Annotated in this window: 18 protein-coding genes; 11 read left to right on the plus strand and 7 right to left on the minus strand. The window is 42.7% G+C overall.

What is annotated here, in order from left to right; genetic code table 11:
• The first annotated feature begins 6 nt into the window (after positions 1-6).
• Both DZ860_RS10810 and DZ860_RS10815 read left to right on the plus strand, forming a co-directional pair.
• On the plus strand, positions 7-393 hold the full coding sequence (locus DZ860_RS10810; protein WP_120031123.1) for an ectoine synthase: 387 nt from the start codon (positions 7-9) through the stop codon (positions 391-393).
• Positions 394-519: 126 nt separating this feature from the next.
• Positions 520-1,938, plus strand: a complete 1,419-nt coding sequence (locus DZ860_RS10815; protein WP_120031125.1) for an aspartate kinase — start codon at positions 520-522, stop codon at positions 1,936-1,938.
• Positions 1,939-2,066: 128 nt separating this feature from the next.
• Here the strand turns inward: DZ860_RS10815 and DZ860_RS10820 are convergent, their stop codons facing one another.
• Positions 2,067-3,470: an aspartate aminotransferase family protein gene (locus DZ860_RS10820; RefSeq protein WP_120031127.1), complete on the minus strand. Its 1,404-nt coding sequence runs from the start codon at positions 3,468-3,470 to the stop codon at positions 2,067-2,069.
• 91 nt (positions 3,471-3,561) lie between these two features.
• Here DZ860_RS10820 and DZ860_RS24420 point away from each other — a divergent pair, with 91 nt between their 5' ends.
• Entirely contained in the window at positions 3,562-3,726 is a 165-nt protein-coding gene (locus DZ860_RS24420) for a hypothetical protein (RefSeq protein ID WP_165862889.1), read from the plus strand.
• Between the two features lie 26 nt (positions 3,727-3,752).
• Here DZ860_RS24420 and DZ860_RS10830 read toward each other — a convergent pair whose 3' ends face one another.
• Both DZ860_RS10830 and DZ860_RS10835 read right to left on the minus strand, forming a co-directional pair.
• Positions 3,753-4,232, minus strand: coding sequence for an Lrp/AsnC family transcriptional regulator (locus DZ860_RS10830; RefSeq protein ID WP_120031131.1), 480 nt, complete (start codon positions 4,230-4,232; stop codon positions 3,753-3,755).
• A 146-nt stretch (positions 4,233-4,378) separates the two neighbouring features.
• Positions 4,379-5,566, minus strand: coding sequence for a M24 family metallopeptidase (locus DZ860_RS10835; RefSeq protein ID WP_120031133.1), 1,188 nt, complete (start codon positions 5,564-5,566; stop codon positions 4,379-4,381).
• Positions 5,567-5,964: 398 nt separating this feature from the next.
• On the opposite strand from DZ860_RS10835, the gene DZ860_RS10840 reads away from it, so the two are divergent.
• The 8 genes from DZ860_RS10840 (at position 5,965) to DZ860_RS10875 (ending at position 14,905) form a co-directional block, all read left to right on the plus strand.
• Positions 5,965-6,684: an amino acid ABC transporter ATP-binding protein gene (locus tag DZ860_RS10840; protein WP_120031135.1), complete on the plus strand. Its 720-nt coding sequence runs from the start codon at positions 5,965-5,967 to the stop codon at positions 6,682-6,684.
• The gene (locus DZ860_RS10845) at positions 6,681-7,478 is read left to right on the plus strand and encodes an amino acid ABC transporter permease (protein WP_120031137.1); all 798 of its coding nucleotides are present in this window, start codon (positions 6,681-6,683) and stop codon (positions 7,476-7,478) included. Before DZ860_RS10840 ends, DZ860_RS10845 begins: the two co-directional genes overlap by 4 nt.
• An 11-nt stretch (positions 7,479-7,489) precedes the next feature.
• A complete protein-coding gene (locus DZ860_RS10850; protein WP_439333124.1) occupies positions 7,490-8,329 on the plus strand; it encodes a transporter substrate-binding domain-containing protein in 840 nt (279 codons plus the stop codon).
• 61 nt (positions 8,330-8,390) lie between these two features.
• Positions 8,391-9,305, plus strand: a complete 915-nt coding sequence (locus tag DZ860_RS10855) for an amino acid ABC transporter permease (RefSeq protein WP_243641846.1) — start codon at positions 8,391-8,393, stop codon at positions 9,303-9,305.
• A 101-nt stretch (positions 9,306-9,406) separates the two neighbouring features.
• Entirely contained in the window at positions 9,407-10,891 is a 1,485-nt protein-coding gene (locus DZ860_RS10860) for an NfeD family protein (protein ID WP_120031139.1), read from the plus strand.
• 11 nt (positions 10,892-10,902) lie between these two features.
• A complete protein-coding gene (locus tag DZ860_RS10865; protein ID WP_120031141.1) occupies positions 10,903-11,673 on the plus strand; it encodes a slipin family protein in 771 nt (256 codons plus the stop codon).
• A 145-nt stretch (positions 11,674-11,818) separates the two neighbouring features.
• Positions 11,819-12,514, plus strand: a complete 696-nt coding sequence (locus DZ860_RS10870; protein WP_120031143.1) for a tRNA (adenine(22)-N(1))-methyltransferase — start codon at positions 11,819-11,821, stop codon at positions 12,512-12,514.
• A 363-nt stretch (positions 12,515-12,877) separates the two neighbouring features.
• Positions 12,878-14,905, plus strand: coding sequence for an EAL domain-containing protein (locus DZ860_RS10875; protein WP_120031145.1), 2,028 nt, complete (start codon positions 12,878-12,880; stop codon positions 14,903-14,905).
• 90 nt (positions 14,906-14,995) lie between these two features.
• On the opposite strand, the gene DZ860_RS10880 is transcribed toward DZ860_RS10875, so the two are convergent.
• The 4 genes from DZ860_RS10880 to glsA form a co-directional block, all read right to left on the minus strand.
• The gene (locus DZ860_RS10880) at positions 14,996-15,472 is read right to left on the minus strand and encodes an outer membrane lipoprotein (protein WP_120031147.1); all 477 of its coding nucleotides are present in this window, start codon (positions 15,470-15,472) and stop codon (positions 14,996-14,998) included.
• Positions 15,473-15,705: 233 nt separating this feature from the next.
• On the minus strand, positions 15,706-16,320 hold the full coding sequence (locus DZ860_RS10885) for a trimeric intracellular cation channel family protein (protein WP_120031149.1): 615 nt from the start codon (positions 16,318-16,320) through the stop codon (positions 15,706-15,708).
• A 193-nt stretch (positions 16,321-16,513) separates the two neighbouring features.
• Positions 16,514-17,908: a glutamate decarboxylase gene (gene gad, locus DZ860_RS10890; protein ID WP_120031151.1), complete on the minus strand. Its 1,395-nt coding sequence runs from the start codon at positions 17,906-17,908 to the stop codon at positions 16,514-16,516.
• A 15-nt stretch (positions 17,909-17,923) separates the two neighbouring features.
• A complete protein-coding gene (gene glsA, locus DZ860_RS10895; protein WP_120031153.1) occupies positions 17,924-18,874 on the minus strand; it encodes a glutaminase A in 951 nt (316 codons plus the stop codon).
• Positions 18,875-18,885: the final 11 nt, after the last annotated feature.

Here is an 18,885-nt window from a genome sequence, read left to right on the forward strand (position 1 = left end):
AGAACCATGATTGTTAGAACTCTAGAAGAATGCAAAAACAGCGAACGTCGTGTTGCGTCAGAAACATGGGAAAGCGTCCGTATGTTGCTAAAAGATGACAAAATGGGCTTCTCTTTCCATATTACGACGATCTTTGAAAATACCGAAACACACATCCATTACCAAAATCACTTGGAGTCAGTTTACTGCATGAGTGGTGAGGGTGAAATTGAAGTTGTCGGTGGAGAAACATACCCAATAAAACCCGGCACTCTATATATTCTTGATAAACATGATGAGCATTATCTACGAGCATACAAAGATAAAGAAATGATCATGGCTTGCGTCTTCAACCCACCAATCACTGGTGCGGAAACCCATGACGAAAATGGTGTCTATCCATTAATTGATTAATGAGAACCACCAAAGGTGAGGTGTAATAACCTCACCTTTTCTTTATCCAACCAGATCTCGGGACAAGCACAGCGCTAAAAGCTGAAATACTCCCAAGCTACGGTTACCAATAAAAAAGGATTTTGTATGACACATACCGTAGAGAAAATCGGCGGTACCTCGATGACTGCTTTTGATGCTGTTTTAGATAATATACTGCTATTGCCTGAACAAAAATATCAACGCATTTTTGTTGTTTCTGCTTACGGTGGTATGACCGATGCGTTACTTGAATGTAAGCGCACAGGGAACCCTGGGGTTTATCAACTGATCGCTAAACGCGATGAGCAATGGCAACAAGCATTTGAAAATGTAGAGCAACGCATGTTGATGGTCAACGAGAACATGTTTGCAGATCCGATCAATCGTTTACGAGCCGATAATTTTATCCGAGCTCGCATTGGTGATGCGAAAAATTGCATCACCAACATTCTTCAAACCTGCCAATATGGTCAATTTACCCTGCGCCACTATCTACCTCAAATTCGAGAGTTTCTTTCTTCGATAGGTGAAGCGCATAGTGCCTACAATACGGTTCTCAAATTAAAAACTTTGTCGATTAACGCTAAGTTTGTCGACCTATCCGGATGGAACATCACCGAACCGTTAACGCTGGACGAAACCATTAGCCAAGCATTTGAGAAGATCGACCTTTCCACAGAGCTACCGATTGTTACTGGTTATGCTTACTGCAAAGAAGGGTTAATGAAAACCTACGACCGCGGTTATAGTGAAATGACATTCAGCCGAGTGGCCTGTTTAACTCAAGCCAAGCAAGCTATTATCCACAAGGAATACCATCTGAGCTCTGCCGATCCTCGTGTCGTGGGTTGCGATAAAGTATCGACAATTGGTCACACCAACTACGATGTTGCCGATCAACTCGCAAACCTCGGCATGGAAGCGATTCACCCTAATGCTGCGGCAGGGTTGCGTGAACAAACGATTGAGTTGCAGATTAAAAACACTTTTGAACCAGAGCATCCCGGTACATTGATTTCCACCAGCTACCAACCAACAGCGAACAAAGCTGAAATTATCGCAGGAAGAAACAAGGTGTTTGCCCTGCACTTATTTGATCAAGCCATGGTTGGTCAAGTTGATAATGTCAGCTATGAACTTATGGAGCTCATTACTGAAGCGAGCGTTTCTTTAGTTGGTAAAGAAATGAACGCGAATTCCATTACCTATTACCTCAGTGGTAAAGAAGATAACTTCAATAAAGTCTTATACAAGGCTGAAAAACGTTATCCTCACGCCTCAATTAAAGGTCGAATGGTGGCTCTAATTTCCATTATTGGCTCACAAATCGATACCAATACCACCTTAAGTCAAGGTGTTCTGGCTCTCATGAATAATGGTATAGCCCCGATTGCTTTGCACTCTTCAATGCGCAACGTTAACGTGCAGTTTGTGGTCAAAGATAAAGAATATGATGATGCTATTCGAGCATTACACAATGAGTTTTTCGAATTAATACCAACAAAACAAGTGAGTGTTGCTTAGTTTGTTTAGGTTGTATTAACCCTAGATTCATTGGCCTTAGCCATTCTTGGTATCTCATCATGATAGATAACAAAAGAGCCATTTCGCATTTTCATGTGAAATGGCTCTTTTTTGTATATCTATAACGATTAACCACGCCAAACATTCGATGTCACAAGATTATCCATCACTTTATTGAGGGCCTTATCGACCTTAGTAACAATGACATCTACGTCATTTTTCGTCGTCACTAACGCGGGGGCTAGCCCAAGGATATCCCCATGAGGCATTGCTCTTGCTATCAAACCTTGCTCTAAACAGGCCGCTGCGACCTGAGGGCCAACTTTTAAGTTCGGATCAAATTGCGCCCGGCTCTGTTTATCGGGTGAAAACTCTAAAGCATGCAACAAACCAACCCCTCTGGAATCTCCTACTAAAGGATGTTCCGCAAACTGGCTGATCATTTTTTGTTGTAAGTAGGCACCAACGGTCTGGGCATTCTCAACCAAACCCTCACGCTCAATAATATCTAAATTACAATTAGCTGCAGCTGCAGCAATCGGATGTCCTGAATAGGTATAACCATGACCAAATGGTCCCCATTCATCAGTACCATTTTCAAGAACACTCCACACACGATCACCAACTATCACACCTGACAAAGGTTGATAAGCCGATGTTAGCCCCTTTGCAATCGTGATCAAATCTGGTTTCATGTCGTAATATTGAGAGCCAAAATTTACCCCTAAGCGACCAAACCCACATACCACTTCATCGGCAATCAAAAGCACATCGTATTTCTCCAATACTGCTCGGATAGCTTGCCAATATCCTTGAGGTGGAGGGACAATTCCGCCAGTCCCCAGCACAGGTTCCGCAATCATCGCTGCGACAGTATCTGGCCCCTCGGCCAAAATCATCGCTTCTAGTTGTTGAGCACAATAGGCGGAAAACTCCAACTCCGACATATCACTGTCTGAACGGCGGTAATAGTAAGGGGAAACCGTGTGTTTGATTCTTTCTAATGGCAAATCAAAGTGAGCATGAAAGAGAGCAAGTCCAGTCATTGAGCCCGCTGCAATACTTGAACCATGGTAGCCTCTATCGCGGGAGATAATTTTCTTTTTATTTGGCAAACCACGGACATTATTGTAATACCAGACAAGCTTAAGCTGTGTTTCATTCGCATCACTGCCAGACATGCCATAGTAAATTTTACTCATGCCAGAGGGAGCCATATTAATAATGCGTTCTGAGAGCGTAACGAGAGGTTCATTAGTATGCCCAACATAGGTGTGGTAATAAGCCAGTTGTTTGGCCTGCTCATAAATAGCCTCTGCCATTTCTTTGCGTCCATAACCAATATTGACGCAATAAAGCCCGGCAAAGCCATCCAACAACTCATTTCCTAATGAATCATGAATACGAATACCACTAGCACCAGTGACCACTCGCCCACTCAATTCACCACTCGCATATTGTTTAAGATGCGTCGAAGCGTGAAATACATTGTATCTATCTGACTCTAGTATCTGTTTTGTTTTTTGATCCATGCTTTACCCCTCACTATCCCTTTGCTATCAATATCTCTTTGTGAACAGTATCTCTTTGCTAACAACGACAACTCCAAACTGGGTTTTCGAAATGAGAAAAATCACTGAGTTACGTTTAACTTTATGTGAAAAATCAGGTTTGTTTTTTCTGAAAATAACGATTTTTGATTGGGTAATTTCTGTTTACAGCGGAGAAAATATGATTATTTTTGGTCGAGAGCGTTTTCGTCAAGCCATTGACGGAACAGTGACATAATTAACTTGGGTGGCTATTGGTAATACTTATTCTTGAGAACTTAGAAAAACTAGCTGATTAGCTTGCTCTTTCTTCACGGTTTTTGTCACGACATACGTATAATAACGCTCAATACCGATCTCAGAATCTAACCAGTGATCAATGATTTGTTGGTATTGGTTTATTCCTTGGGCTTGAACGGTAAGGATATAGTCAACTCCACCTCCTGTTGCATAGCACTCGGACACTTCCGGAGTCGCTAATATAGTCGATTCAAAACGCTTAAATGCCAAAGCACTGTGTTCCTTTAAGATGACTTCAACTAAAACCGGAGTGTACTTAAAGAGGACATCTGCATTAATTTTTGCGCCATAACCTTGAATGACCCCTGCCAATTCAAGCTTTCGAACCCGCTCCCAACAAGGGCTGATCGACAAATTAATCGTTTCTGCCAATTGCGACTTCGTTATGCGGCCATTGTGTTGCAAAATTTTAAGTATCTGCAGATCATAACTGTCTAATCGCATGCTCCATCCTTTATTCCTCTCCCTGATTTGGCTTTCATTTCTCAGTTGATTTTCTATCGCTATCTTTCGTTTTACCAAAAGCATATATTCAAAAAACTATACCGAATAAAGACCAATGTCCTATAAACACTAATGCCTGATTAAAACTAATGTTTTACAAATAGCTGACGAGGCAGGTCACACAAGGGGCGAGCTCCCTCTGTATCAATCACAATACTTTCGGTCGTTTCCAAACCCCAGTCCTCTAACCACAAGCCTGGCATAAAATGAAACGTCATCCCCTCTTCCAAAACAGTCAAGTCACTATCGCGTAAACTCATTGTTCGCTCTCCCCAGTCAGGGGGATAACTCAGGCCAATGGAATAACCGCAGCGAGCACCATTACGATGAAAGCCAGCTTTATCCATCACATCAGTTAGAGCGCGAGCAACGTCGGCACAAGTATTCCCCGGTTTTGCTACCGCTAAACCCGCTTCTATCCCTCGCATCAAAGCTTCATCCGCACGTTTAAACTTATCATCCGGCTCACCTAAGAAAATCGTTCTTGATAGAGGGCAATGGTAATGCCGATGTGCGCCCGACAGTTCCAGAAAAGTCCCTTCTCCATGACAAAACGGTCGGTCATCCCAAGTTAAGTGAGGTGCAGCGGCATCACTGCCCGATGAGAGCAAAGGCACAATAGCAGTGTAATCCCCATAGTGAATACCATCACCTAGAATAGATTGCCGATGCAGTTCAGCAACAAGATGGTGTTTAGGCAAACCCGGCTCAATAATTTCAAAAGCTAAGCGGTGCATTTTCTCCACCGTACGCGCTGCCCTGTGCATATAGATGAGCTCTTGTGGTGACTTAATCGCTCGACACCAATTCACTAAACCTGTCGAGTCAACTAACTGAGCGAAAGGCAGATCGGCGCGCAAACATTCAAAGGCGGCAGAGCTAAAGTAATAGTTGTCGTTTTCTAGACCAATTCGCCCACGATCCCATAACCTTGGCCTTAGCACTGATTCCACTAAGTAACTCATTGGGTGCAAAGGTGGGTTCATCACATAATAGTCAGGATAATCTGTCACACTTTCACGAGACATATAAACGGTTCGAAGTGCACCATTGGCATCTTGGCAGCGTCCAAACCAAATCGGCTCTCCAGAGCTGCCGATTACGACGCATTGAGGAACATAGAAAGACCAACCATCGTAGCCTGTTAACCACGCCATATTTGATGGGTCATGGACAATTAACAAGTCCAGCTCCTTTTGTTCCATAACTTGTCGAACTTTAGCTAGCCGTAAATGGTATTCCTCTAAGCCGAAAGGCAGTGCCACTTTGTTCATGCTGTTCTCCTTGCCGATTATTCATTTTACTCACAACAAGAGGTATCGTTTTCACGATAGCCAGAAGCATCACCAATCTGGTTATAAACTCAGAAATCGAATTACTTAGGTCTCTTCAGTCTGATTCAGGAAATGGCAGAGCGCCAAACTTCAACGCCATTTTTTTGCAAATTAAACAAAAAAACACATATCGATAGTGATTCGAACTCTCAACTTTAAACAACTTAGATGGGAGAAGTCGTATAAAAACTAGCGTAGCTCGGTCACATTCCGCTTATTTTTTCTACATTCTTCATATAATCTGAACAACTAAACACAGAGTATTACGCTATCAGATGCAATATCGTTATGATGTTGTTAAGGTACTAATAAAATAATAAGAAAAAGTAGAGACAGGCATGAACGCCATTGAATTTTCCGACGTCAATAAATGGTTCGGTTCCTATCACGCTTTAAAAAACATCAATCTCAGTGTTTTGAAAGGTGAAATTCTTGTTGTATGTGGGCCATCAGGTTCAGGGAAATCAACTCTTATACGTACAGTCAATGGGTTAGAGGAGATCTCTCATGGGGAAATCCAAGTATTTGATGGGTCTGTTGAACAACTTAAAGCTGGAACCGTCGGTATGGTTTTTCAGCACTTCAATCTATTTCCACATCTGACAGTGTTAGAAAATCTCACACTGTCCCCTATTCGTACTTTGAAACTGTCTAAGCAACAAGCTAACGAGCGCGCAATGCACTTTCTAAAACGGGTCAATATTGCCGAGCAAGCCGATAAATATCCGGTACAACTTTCCGGAGGACAACAACAGCGTGTCGCGATTGCGCGTTCCTTATGTATGCAGCCCGATATATTACTCTTTGATGAGCCCACTTCAGCCCTTGACCCAGAAACCATTCAAGAAGTACTCGATGTGATGATCGATCTTGCTCAAGATGGCATAACCATGATGTGTGTGACTCACGAAATGGGATTTGCTCGCAAAGTTGCCGACCGAGTCATCTTTATGGATCAAGGCGAAATTCTCGAAATGGCTACACCTGAACAAATCTTTAATGCGCCAGAACATCCGCGTACTCAACAATTTTTGCAGCAGATATTAAGCCATCAATGATCAAGAAAATAATTAAACCTGCAGCGTCAGCACTGGTACAAATAGTGATATTAACTATTGGCCTATGGTGGCTGCTAGACTCCGGCGCGAAAGCGATGGGGTATCAATGGCAATGGGAGCGTGTACCTGACTTCATTGCATTTTATGAAGATGGCGAATGGTGGCCAGCAGAATTGCTCGACGGCTTGTGGGTGACGATAAAGATTTCAGGCATCAGCCTTATTTTTACGTTACTTATTGGCTTAGTGACCGCACTTCTTAAACTTTCTAAGTCAATCGTTGGCCGAACTATAGCCAATATTTATATTGAACTGATTCGTAATACGCCACTGTTAGTTCAGATCTACCTACTCTACTTTGTTTTTGGCCCTATCATTGGCCTTGACCGTTTTACCACCGCTGTTTTAGCATTATCGCTCTTCCAAGGTGCATACACAGCAGAAATTTTCCGCGGTGGATTAAACAGCATAGATAAAGGTCAATTTGAAGCCTCACGCTCATTAGGTCTTAGCCCATTTTACTGCTACTACGATGTGATTCTTCCACAGCTCCTCCAACGCACGTTACCACCGCTTACCAATGAGGTTGTCTCGTTAGTGAAGAACTCCTCAATTGTTAGCGTGATGGCGATATTCGATCTCACCACTGAGGGACGCAACATCGTATCTGAAACCGCGATGCCATTTGAAATTTGGTTCACGGTTGCCGGCATATACTTGCTACTGACTTTATCTCTATCTGGGCTTTCAGCTTGGCTAGAACATAAAATGGGTGCTCAATGGCGCTCAAAATAAAAGGAAATAATATGAAAAATATAGGACGAAAAAGACGCCATTTGTTTGGTTTTAAAGCTGCTATCACGGCCTTGTTAAGTTTGGCTATTTCTCTACCTGCTTTGGCTAGCGAAACTCCAAACCTCGATAAAATTAACGATAGAGGTACACTGCGTGTCGGAATGTCGACCTTTGTTCCTTGGGCAATGCGTAACAAGCAAGGCGATCTAATTGGTTTTGAAATTGATGTAGCTAAGCGCCTGGCTCAAGACTCCGGCTGGAAAGTTGAATTTGTACCAACCGCTTGGGATGGCATCATTCCTGCCCTGCTGGCACAAAAGTTTGATGTTATCATTGGTGGTATGAGTGTAACGCCTGAGCGCTCAAAGAGCGTACTCTTTACCACTCCTTACTCTCATTCTGGCGTCCAAGTAGCGGCAAATAAAGAGCTTGCTGAGGGCTTTTCGAAATTGAGCGATTTTGATTCTCGTCGCGTGAAAATAGCCGCTCGCCGCGGTGCTTTCACCGTTCAAGTAGCCCGAGAGACATTCCCGAAAGCAAAAATCCTACAATTTGATGACGATGCTCAAGCATTTCAAGAAGTGCTGAATGGCAATGCTCATGCGGTTATCGCATCAAGTCCAAAACCAGAACATGAAGCCATTATTCATAGTGATAAATTGTTTATTCCTTTTAATGAACGTCTATCAAAAGGCAACGAAGCCTTTGCGGTTCGTTTAGGCGAGCAAGATAAAGAAGAATTCTTTAATCAATGGATTCAAGCACGTACTGATGATGGCTGGCTAAATGAACGCTACGAATATTGGTTTTCAACGCTTGATTGGCAAGACCAAATCGCATCTGGCCAATAATCTAGCCAGATACCTCAAAGCTAAGGGGTATTTGAGTACGACAACATAAAAGTGAGTAACTGTGACTAAAACGAACGCCTTAAACAAAGCAGAACTGGAAAGTACACCACCATGGCGATTGAATAAGCTCGATGTCATCTTGCTGCTATTGCTGATGATTGGCGTTGGCTGGCTTTATTATCGCTCATCCGCTGGTGTGAACTACCATTGGCGCTGGGCTGAGGCGTTTGAACTCATTTTCACTCCTCGTTCTGATGGAAGCTTACCGTACTTTTTCCAAGGTTTGGTTGCAACAATCCGTATCAGTTTATGGGGTATGTTGCTCGCACTAGGGCTAGGCACTATGGTGGGCCTAGCCAAGCAGTCTCGTTTGACATTACTGAGTATTCCTGCCAATGCGTTTATTCAATTGGTACGTAATATTCCACCATTGGTGTTTGTCTTTATTTTCTATTTTTTTGTATCTAGTCAACTTATCCCTCTACTTGGACTCGATGAGCTGCTACGCAATCATCACGGTGAGCTAAACCCATTACAATCATTTCTATTTGGCCCAGCCAACTTATGGGAAAACCTGTTTTCCGGTATTTTGTGTGTCGGAATTCTATCCGCCGCTTATGTTGCAGAAGTGGTTCGCTCTGGCTTAAGTAACCTACCTAAAGGTCAGTGGGAAGCTGCAGATTCACTTGGCCTATCAACTTGGACTAAATATCGCTATGTAATTGCGCCTCAAGTTCTTGCGATGATCACCCCTGCACTGGCTGGACAAGCTATTTCATTAGTTAAAGACACTTCGATTGTGTCATTAATTTCCATCCAAGAAATGACATTCGCTGGCACAGAAATGGCTAACTCTTCTGGGTTAATTTTTGAGATTTGGCTCATTGTCGGTATGGCCTACTTTGTGTTGTGTTTTGCTATCTCCCTTGCCTTTAGGCAACTCGAACAACGCGTTATTCGTTTTCAACAGTCCTAACGCATTTTCAACGACTCCCTACCCCAACGTATTTAGCTGGCTTAGCTATATATACTTAGTGTCATGTAGACCCTATTTATTGGGTCACATAAGGGGGTCGCATGAAGCTGCGTATATTACTGCTCTCCACTCTATTTTGGTTCTCTGCTTGTGTGTGGGCAGATGACGTTTGGCTCGTTCCTATAAAAGGGGCAATAGGCCCAGCAACCAGTGATTATGTCACTCGCGAAATCGAACTTGCCACAGAAGATAACATCAAATTAATTATCCTAGTCATGGATACTCCAGGTGGGCTCGATAGCGCCATGCGCGATATCATTAAAGCGATTACCTCGTCTTCAATCCCCATCGCTACTTGGGTTGGTCCATCGGGTGCCAGAGCCGCAAGTGCCGGAACGTATATATTGCTCGCAAGCCAAATCGCTGCGATGGCCGACGCCACGAATCTAGGGGCGGCTACACCAGTCAGTATTGGGCCACCTACTCAGCGCCCCTCACAAGAGCCTGAAGAACCACGAGCTAAAAATAGTCCATCTAAGGAGACACATCCTCAAACATTGGATTCTCAAGAAAACCGACATAATGAAGGTGATACTGCTAAGCCCGAAAAAGAGAAAAATAACGCTGAAGTTCCTGCAAACACCGCGATGGAAAAGAAAGTGATTAATGATGCGCGCGCTTATATTAAAGGACTGGCACGCTTACATGGTCGCAACGCAGAATGGGCTGAAACCGCCGTCAGTGAAGCAGCCAGCATTAATGCCAATGAAGCCTTGGCCTTAGGTGTTATCGACTTTATCGCCAATTCACCTGATTCATTAGTAAAACAAGCTGTCGGACGAACTCTGTTGATTCAAAATCAACCCACCACCTTTACTCTTAACGAACAACCTAGGTTAATTGAACGTGCTCCAGACTGGCGGGCGCAAATACTTGCCACAATCACTAACCCTAATGTTGCTTACATACTGATGCTCATTGGCATTTATGGATTGATTCTTGAATTTTACAACCCAGGTATCGGCCTACCCGGTGTCCTAGGGGGGATATGCCTGCTTGTCGCCATGTACTCATTCCAAATGCTCCCCGTCAATTACGCCGGGTTTGCGCTGATTTTGTTAGGTGTTGCGCTCATGGTTGCTGAAGCATTCAATCCAAGCTTTGGTATCTTGGGTCTAGGCGGTATCGTCGCGTTTGTACTCGGCTCTCTTTTCTTAATGGATAATGCCGAACCAAACTTTCAGATAGCGCTCCCTTTGATTTTTGGATTTGCTATTTTTTCGGCGCTCATCATCTTCTTAATGTTAACGATGCTATTACGTATTCGTCGTAAGCAAGTCACCACAGGTATTGATGCTTTTCCCGGTAAGCAAGCTGTCGTACTCGAGGGTTTTGTCGATGAACAAGCGGGTTTCTTACACGGAACCGTACTACTAGATGGTGCGCGTTGGGATGCCACCAGTGATAGTCCACACAAACAAGGTGAGAAAGTCACTATTACACAAATTAAAGGGTTAACACTGAATGTGACTAAAACAGAGAGAACTAAAGCCGCGAGAACTAAAGGCTTACCCGCTCAAAAATAGGAGGTCATCGTATGATTATTTATACCTCAGGCGTTGTGCTGGTGCTACTGGTCGTCCTGCTCATCAACGTATTTAAAGTGTTACGCGAATATGAACGAGGCGTCGTTTTCTTCCTTGGTCGGTTCCAAGCAATCAAAGGGCCAGGGTTAATCATCCTTATTCCATTTATTCAACAAATGGTTCGGGTTGATCTAAGAACCATTGTACTTGATGTACCAACTCAAGATCTCATCACTCGAGACAATGTTTCTGTTCGAGTTAACGCCGTGGTTTATTTCCGCGTTATTGATCCACAGATGGCCATCAACAACATTGCCAGCTACTACGATGCAACAAGCCAGTTAGCTCAAACGACCCTACGTTCAGTACTTGGCCAGCATGAACTCGATGAACTCCTTTCTGAACGAGAACGACTTAACAAAGATCTTCAAGGTATTCTCGATCAACAAACTGACGATTGGGGGATAAAAATCGCGACCGTTGAAGTGAAACATGTTGATCTTAATGAAAGCATGGTACGAGCGTTGGCAAGACAAGCGGAAGCAGAAAGAAACCGCCGCGCCAAAGTGATTCATGCCACCGGTGAACTAGAAGCCTCTGCAAAATTGAAAGAAGCCGCTGATATGTTAAACAAAGCACCGAATGCTCTTCAACTAAGATATATGCAAACCCTAACTGAGATAGCGACAGATAAAACTTCCACCATTATTTTCCCTATGCCAATCAATCTCGTTGAAACCCTAAGTGAACTGGCAAAAAAAACTCGGGATAAAAATTCTTAATCTAGGTGTTTTACCTATATTGGGTATAAAGAACCGTTAGTCTGGTGAACAGTTGACCAAACGTAATAATTTCTTCGTCGGATCGTAAAAACACTCTACAATGCGCGCTTTCAACTGAATAGACATTGATTGAGTAGGCAGAGCATTGAAACTAGGAAAAAGACTAACCCAAATCGCGTCCATGGTGGAAGATGACTATCAACATATTTGGGATTGTTGCTGTGATCATGGTTTGCTGGGAGCAACCCTACTAAAGCGCAACAGCGCACCCAATATTCACTTTGTCGATATCGTGCCGACTCTAATGGCTCAACTCGAAGCTAAGTTACAACAATTTTTCTCTGATTCAGCTCACCAATGGCAGACACACTGCATGGATGTTTCACAAATTCCACTTGGTCAGTTTCAGGGCAAACATCTAATTATAATCGCAGGGGTTGGTGGCGACTTGATGGTTGAACTCGTTACGAACATTCACCAACGTCATCCTAAGTTAGATATCGATTTTTTACTCTGCCCTGTGCATCATCAATACACATTGCGTCATCAACTCGCATCTTTTAATTTTGGATTGAAGCATGAGGTATTGGTCGAAGAAAACAATCGTTACTATGAGGTTATTCTAGCAAGTAATAAATTGATAAAAGGTAAACCGATCAGTGTCGTTGGCGAAGCTATTTGGCAAACCCATTGCTCTAAACAGCATCAAACATGTCATAGCTATCTCACTACAACATTGACTCATTACCAACGTGTTGGATCAAGTAACACAGCAAACGTAACTGCTATTATTGAGCACTACCAGTCGGTAAATATCGCGCCATTATTCGTTGCTACATAATAGATAACAACAGACCTTTCTCGCGAACAACAGATGCTCTAGCTTTTTTAACGACTAATACAGCGTGCATTTTTGTCGTCACAATAAAAATACACACTGGAAAGCCGACCGTATAGCCTATAAATTATTGATTTTCGTTATGATACTATTTGTATGCTATTCTTTATCAGTATTTGAGTTTATTTAATATAATTCCATATTATGAGTGGTAACTTAAACAATCAGCATACAACTTATTATTAAGCAATCTTTACTTATTGATACCTAAGAACAAGTGTAACTTCATCAATTAGTAGAAGAGTTCTCATTAGAAAAAACCACGTGTAATAGGTTTTTTCACTAACGTTAGACAGTAGAACCGACTTGGCATTAATTCGACGTTTTTTTAGCGGAATCTTACCCGCAAACACTATTTCTCATTCTTATCTGCATGATCTTTCTGCAATTGCATTATTGTTGCTGCCGCTAACGCTTGCTAATGCGACTGCCATTTTATTCGGCCATGCATTTCGGTTACTCGATTATTCAACAGTTTCAACGGTACTTTTTCAGCTATCTAACATGCTGATCAATATTTACCCATTATCATTTTGTGTGGTGGCAGGTTATTACCTATCGCATAAAACCAGCATCAATAGTGCCGTTTTTATTATCTACTCTATTGCACTGTTTTATTTGGTATCGATTGAAAATGGCAGTTTATCCGCCGGTTATTACCTGCCTAATAACCCATTTCTTGCGTTAATTAGTGCCTTAGTGACTTTTCTTTATTGCACACGCTTTAATCTGCGATTTTTAGAACCGCAAGCGCTAGATTTTGCTTCTCGACTATTCAAGCACGTTGCACATTTTTTTGTGTTCATGATATCAGCACTCGCTATCTCGAAACTCACGGTAAAAATCGTCGCACTCTTTACCGATGTCATTGGTAACAATGGTGCGGATCCATTAACCTTTTTTGGTGGATTAACATACCAAACGATCTTGGGCCTATTAGGTGCAATAGGGATCAACGGACACAATATGCTGTTCGCCACTAAGCAGCAACTCTATGCCACAACCCAAGCAAACTTTGCGGCCTATCAAGCAGGTGATGCGTCATTAAATGTGTTGAGTCAGGGCTTTTATGATGCCTTTACTTCAATGGGAGGCTCAGGCGGTAGCATCAGTTTGTTGCTATGTATCTTGTTATTTTCGCGTTCTCGTAATCACATAATGTTGGCACTAGCCGCCACACCACTCGTGATTTTCAATATCAATGAAGTACTTTTGTTTGGGTTGCCTATCATTTTTAACCCAATCATGATTGTGCCGTTTATTCTCGTCCCATTAGTCAGTTTCGTGCTAACTTACTTTGCAATTACCTATGGCTTTGTTCCTCCCGTCGAAAGTATTGTGAATTGGATGACGCCACCTCTGTTTAGCGGTTATATCGCAATGGGTGACAACATTATTGGCTCATTGTTGCAGTTGGTTATTATTGTGATTGGCATATTTATCTATCGACCGTTCTATCTCATGTTTTCAGGTAAATACTCTGTGCATTTACAGTCGATAGAACAAGTTTCAAGCATTGAAAAATCAACCTTTAAGAGCTTGTTAGATAATGTAAGAAGCGCGACAGCGAGTAGCATGAATAAGTCACTAGCCCAGCAACGACTTTCAAGTATGATGCATGAGGGCGAGTTAGTGATGCATTATCAAGTGCTTCAATCAGTTGCGACGGAAAAAATCGTTTCATACGAAGCATTGTTGCGTTACAAAGATGGCTCAGGGAAATTATGCCCGCCAACATTTATTAACGACTTTCAACTCCTCAACGCAATGCCGATGTTAGATCGCGCAGTGATAGAACAAGTACTAAAAGACATGCAAAAATTACCACTGTCGAGCGAGCAACGCGTGGCAATTAATATTTCTGTAGCGTCTATCGGTCAAGGGGATTTCGTTAACCATTTACTCTCACGTTTAGCACACTATGAGATTTCACCGACATGGCTGGAACTCGAAATCACCGAAGAAGCCATTATAAACGATAAAATGCATCTGCTTGGCACTATGGAGAAGTTGCAATCAGAGGGTATCTTGATTGCGATGGATGACTTTGGCACCGGTTATGCGTCATTTCCTCACTTAATTAAATACCCATTTAATAAGGTGAAACTGGACCGCTCATTATTGCTAGGCTCAACAACACCAAAGGGAAGAGACCTTTATCATCTCGTGGCACAATTGGGTTCTGTCACCAACTGTATTATGGTTGCAGAGGGGGTTGAAACTCGGGAAGAATACGATTTTATCGCTGAATGTGGTGTTGATGTCGTTCAGGGCTATTTAATTGCTCGCCCTCAACCGCTTGCCGATATCATAGAAAAATATCACTCTGCTTAGTTTTTTGACAACTTTTAGCACATGAGCGCCACTTGTAACTGAGGACGGTTTATATACCGTCCTCTCACAAATCAACACTAAAAGATATAATTAACGTGGTACGACTCTCGCATTGTCACCATCGACATTAACTTGTACTGGTTGGCCAGGTTGGAAAATCATATTCGGATTGGCTTCTTGAACAATCGCAATCACCTGACCGTCTTCAAGTTGAATGGTAAGGTTTACACCGTTACGTTGACCAGCTGCGCCAGCGGCTTCACTACCAGCATACCCACCCAGTAAACCGCCACCAATTGCCGCAATATCCGAACCTGTACCGCCACCGACTTTAGAACCCAAAAGCCCACCGATAGCCGCCCCTGCGATAGTCCCAATGACATTGGTTTGATCAGAAGCGTCAATCGTGACCGGCTCAGCTTTAACAATAGTGCCATAGTAAACTTGTTGGATAGAGCGAGTTTCACTTGCCCCATATGCATCGCCATATGGGTTTGGGGAAGAACACCCCGTCAAAGTTACAAACGAAAGCGCAACTAACATACTTACACTGATTTTTTTCATCATATGGCCAACCTCAAAGGCTTATCTACTATCAAAAGTATAGATGTATCACCTTTTACATGCTGTGAAATCGATGAAAAGTTAGTTTTTACTCTTATTGGTTGATATTAATGCAGTTCTTAATGAAAACACTTTACCTTGTGGATAATAATCAAGTTGGGCGCCTTGTTATTGCTCAATTTCTGAGTAGAGTTCTAGCCCGCAACAGACGGATAACTAAGCACCAAATAAACACATTACCTAAGCAATAAATATTTGGGGAAACTTTTCTTCGTTACCACAATATAAATCCTAAATACTGCGATAAACACAATACTGATAATAGTATTCACATCGCTATTCATGCCTAAGCGTGAGAGTAATACAAACAACGAGCACCCCATGATGACAGGCGTCGCATAGAACTCAGTATTGTTGAACATCGTTGGGCGGTTAACAAGAATATCCCGCACTACACCGCCAAATACCGCTGTAATCATCCCCATTGTAATCGCTACATAAGCCGCATAATCTTGATGAATCATCCGCTTTGTCACTAATACAGAGAAAATCGAAATACCAATGGCATCGAGCAGTAATATGAGTCGCTCTACTTTACGTTTTCTCAGATCAGGGGCCATAAGAAAACCAACCAATGAGCTGATAATCGCAGCCCAAAAATAAGATGGAGATTGAATCCAAAACACTTGATCGGTAGAAAGAATAACATCGCGCACGGTCCCGCCACCTAATGCTGTTACCCAGCCAAGCACCAACACACTGATAATATCTTTACCTTTATTAGCTCCACTGAGCACTGCACTAAGTGCAAAAGCACAAATACAGATGATTTCTATGACATGAACAAACATACGATTACGACTTTATCACGAGACCTTTAAACCAAAGTCTTTAAAATAAGATTCTTAAAATGACAAAGGCCAACTGCATATACAATTGGCCTTTTTACTAATGTCTACCCGATGATACTTTGTGGTCTATTGCCAATCAGCATCTGCAAATCGTGTAGATCATTAAAATACGCAGTAAATCATACTATCGTCACTAGTGACCACTATGATCAAAGGACTGTGTATCTTCTGCACTACACTTGGTTGAGCCATTTTTCTCTAAGAACTCAATTGATCGTTTGAAGTCAGCAATCAATAAATCTGCGAGATCAATCGTTAAACCTTGTTTTGCCAAGATACGTTGCACGACCATGGTCTCAATATTAGCCGGCAAGCTGTATGCTGGCACTAACCAACCACGAGTACGTAGACGGTCAGCCAAGTCATAAAGCGTATAATCCACATTTACACCTGGTTTTAGACGCCACGCGATAGCCGGAATACCTTTTTCTCTATTACCATCAAACAAGAACTCAAATAGGTCGAATTTGTTCAGCTCTTGCACAAGGTATTCGCACACATCGTAACTTGCTGAATGAATACGTTGGTAACCCTCGAAACCTAAGCGGAGGAAATTATAGTATTGCGCAATAATTTGACCTGCTGGACGCGAGAAGTTCAATGCGAACGTTGGCATATCACCACCTAAATAATTCACATGGAACACCAAACCTTCTGGTAGATCTTCTTTACTACGCCAAATAACCCAGCCCACACCCAGTGGTGACAAACCAAATTTATGACCTGATGTACTGATTGATTTCACTCGTTCTAAACGGAAATCCCAAGGCTCGATTTCTGTTGCGCAGAATGGAGCGAGCATCGCACCACTTGCACCATCGACATGGATATCGATTGAAATACCCGTCTCACTTTCGTAAGTATCCAATGCATCAGCAAGTGGTTTTACTGTCTCATAAAGACCCGTAAAGGTTTGACCAAAAGTCGGTACGACCATAATGGTATTTTCATCCACCATGCTGAGCATATCTTCTGGTTGCATGAAGTAATGATTTTCTTCCATATCCATCTGGCGAATTTCAACGTCCCAGTAGCGGGCAAATTTTTCCCAACATACTTGTACCGGGCCACACACCATATTTGGTTTATCAGTCGATAAACCTTGTGCGCGGCGTTTGTCACGCCAGCGCCACAATGCAGCCAATCCACCCAGCATACAGGCTTCACTTGAACCCGTAGTTGAAGTACCAACAGTAGTCACGGCATCTGGTGCTTTCCAAAGATCCGCCAACATATGCACGCAGCGTCCTTCAATTTCTGCCGACTGTGGATACTCATCTTTATCGATCATGTTTTTATCGATAGAAAGATCCATCAATTTATGAACTTCGTCTTCTTCCCAAGTTTGGCAGAAAGTGGCTAGGTTCTGACGAGCGTTACCGTCGAGGTAAAGTTCGTCACGAATCATCTGATAAACAACGCTTGCTGATTGTTCTTCTTGCGGGAGCTTTTTCGCGGCCGCAACTCTATGAATATTTTCTGAGCCAAAAATTGGATCGTTATTTCTAGATACGTGATGAAGTGCCATGATTTTCTTCCTACGTTAGTGTTGCTGACTACTAAACAAATTCCAACCCATTGCTTGGGCGACTTGTTTGATCATTTGTTGACCGCGCACGCTATTACCATATTGGTCTAAGCGTGGAGAGAATGCTGCTAATGCTCCGACATTTGGGATCACAGCGAGTAGGCCACCACCCACCCCGCTTTTCCCTGGAAGACCGACATCATACGCCCAATCACCGGACGTATCATAAAGCCCTTCCATTGCCATCTCAGCCAAAATATGAGGAATGTTCTGTGGCTGAATAAGCTCCTTGCCAGAGCAAGGATTTTTACCACCATTAGCAAGGGTGGCTCCAACAGTTGCAAGTTCAACTGTATCAAAGAGTGTAGAACATTGACGGGTGTACACATCACATGCCGCCATAGAGTCGGAATACATACAACCTGATGATTCGAGAAGCAAAGCAATTGCACGGTTATGCGTATTTGTGGTTTGCTCTGAACGATTGACTTCATCTGAAAGCTCAATATTGCTATTGGCTAACGCCGATTGAAACGCCAATATTTGTTGCCATCTATCTTCTCTATCGCTTGCTTTCACTAAGCTCACGGTAGCCATTGCGCCTGCGTTTACCAGCGGCGTTAATGGTTTGCCTTGATGAAGCTCTAGGGCTAACACGGAATTGAACGGCATACCCGTCGGTTCCGCGCCAATTTTATTGTGTAATTCGTCAGCACCAGACTGCTCTAGCACCAAACCGAGTGTCATAATTTTCGAGATTGATTCAATCGCAAACTTATAATTAGCATCTTGTAATTGAATCACCTCGCCGGTAACTGAAACAAAAGCAAAACCGGTTAATTCTGATGGTACGGAAGCCAAGAACGGAATATAAGATGCGTTCTCTCCGCCTCTGTTGCTTATACTATTCTCTAGGGCTTGCTGCATCGCAGCAGTAAGCTCACCTTTTAATGTTGAATTAAACATTATGCAAACCC

Origin of the sequence: Vibrio sinensis (genome assembly GCF_003605645.1) — a bacterium.
Lineage (GTDB): Bacteria > Pseudomonadota > Gammaproteobacteria > Enterobacterales > Vibrionaceae > Vibrio > Vibrio sinensis.

Coding starts and splice junctions, on each gene's coding strand:
- DZ860_RS10810 (WP_120031123.1), top strand. CDS start 7: ATGATTGTTAGAACTCTAGAAGAATGCAAAAACAGCGAACGTCGTGTT.
- DZ860_RS10815 (WP_120031125.1), top strand. CDS start 520: ATGACACATACCGTAGAGAAAATCGGCGGTACCTCGATGACTGCTTTT.
- DZ860_RS10820 (WP_120031127.1), bottom strand. CDS start 3,470: ATGGATCAAAAAACAAAACAGATACTAGAGTCAGATAGATACAATGTA.
- DZ860_RS24420 (WP_165862889.1), top strand. CDS start 3,562: ATGAGAAAAATCACTGAGTTACGTTTAACTTTATGTGAAAAATCAGGT.
- DZ860_RS10830 (WP_120031131.1), bottom strand. CDS start 4,232: ATGCGATTAGACAGTTATGATCTGCAGATACTTAAAATTTTGCAACAC.
- DZ860_RS10835 (WP_120031133.1), bottom strand. CDS start 5,566: ATGAACAAAGTGGCACTGCCTTTCGGCTTAGAGGAATACCATTTACGG.
- DZ860_RS10840 (WP_120031135.1), top strand. CDS start 5,965: ATGAACGCCATTGAATTTTCCGACGTCAATAAATGGTTCGGTTCCTAT.
- DZ860_RS10845 (WP_120031137.1), top strand. CDS start 6,681: ATGATCAAGAAAATAATTAAACCTGCAGCGTCAGCACTGGTACAAATA.
- DZ860_RS10850 (WP_439333124.1), top strand. CDS start 7,490: ATGAAAAATATAGGACGAAAAAGACGCCATTTGTTTGGTTTTAAAGCT.
- DZ860_RS10860 (WP_120031139.1), top strand. CDS start 9,407: ATGAAGCTGCGTATATTACTGCTCTCCACTCTATTTTGGTTCTCTGCT.
- DZ860_RS10865 (WP_120031141.1), top strand. CDS start 10,903: ATGATTATTTATACCTCAGGCGTTGTGCTGGTGCTACTGGTCGTCCTG.
- DZ860_RS10880 (WP_120031147.1), bottom strand. CDS start 15,472: ATGATGAAAAAAATCAGTGTAAGTATGTTAGTTGCGCTTTCGTTTGTA.
- DZ860_RS10885 (WP_120031149.1), bottom strand. CDS start 16,320: ATGTTTGTTCATGTCATAGAAATCATCTGTATTTGTGCTTTTGCACTT.
- gad (WP_120031151.1), bottom strand. CDS start 17,908: ATGGCACTTCATCACGTATCTAGAAATAACGATCCAATTTTTGGCTCA.
- glsA (WP_120031153.1), bottom strand. CDS start 18,874: ATGTTTAATTCAACATTAAAAGGTGAGCTTACTGCTGCGATGCAGCAA.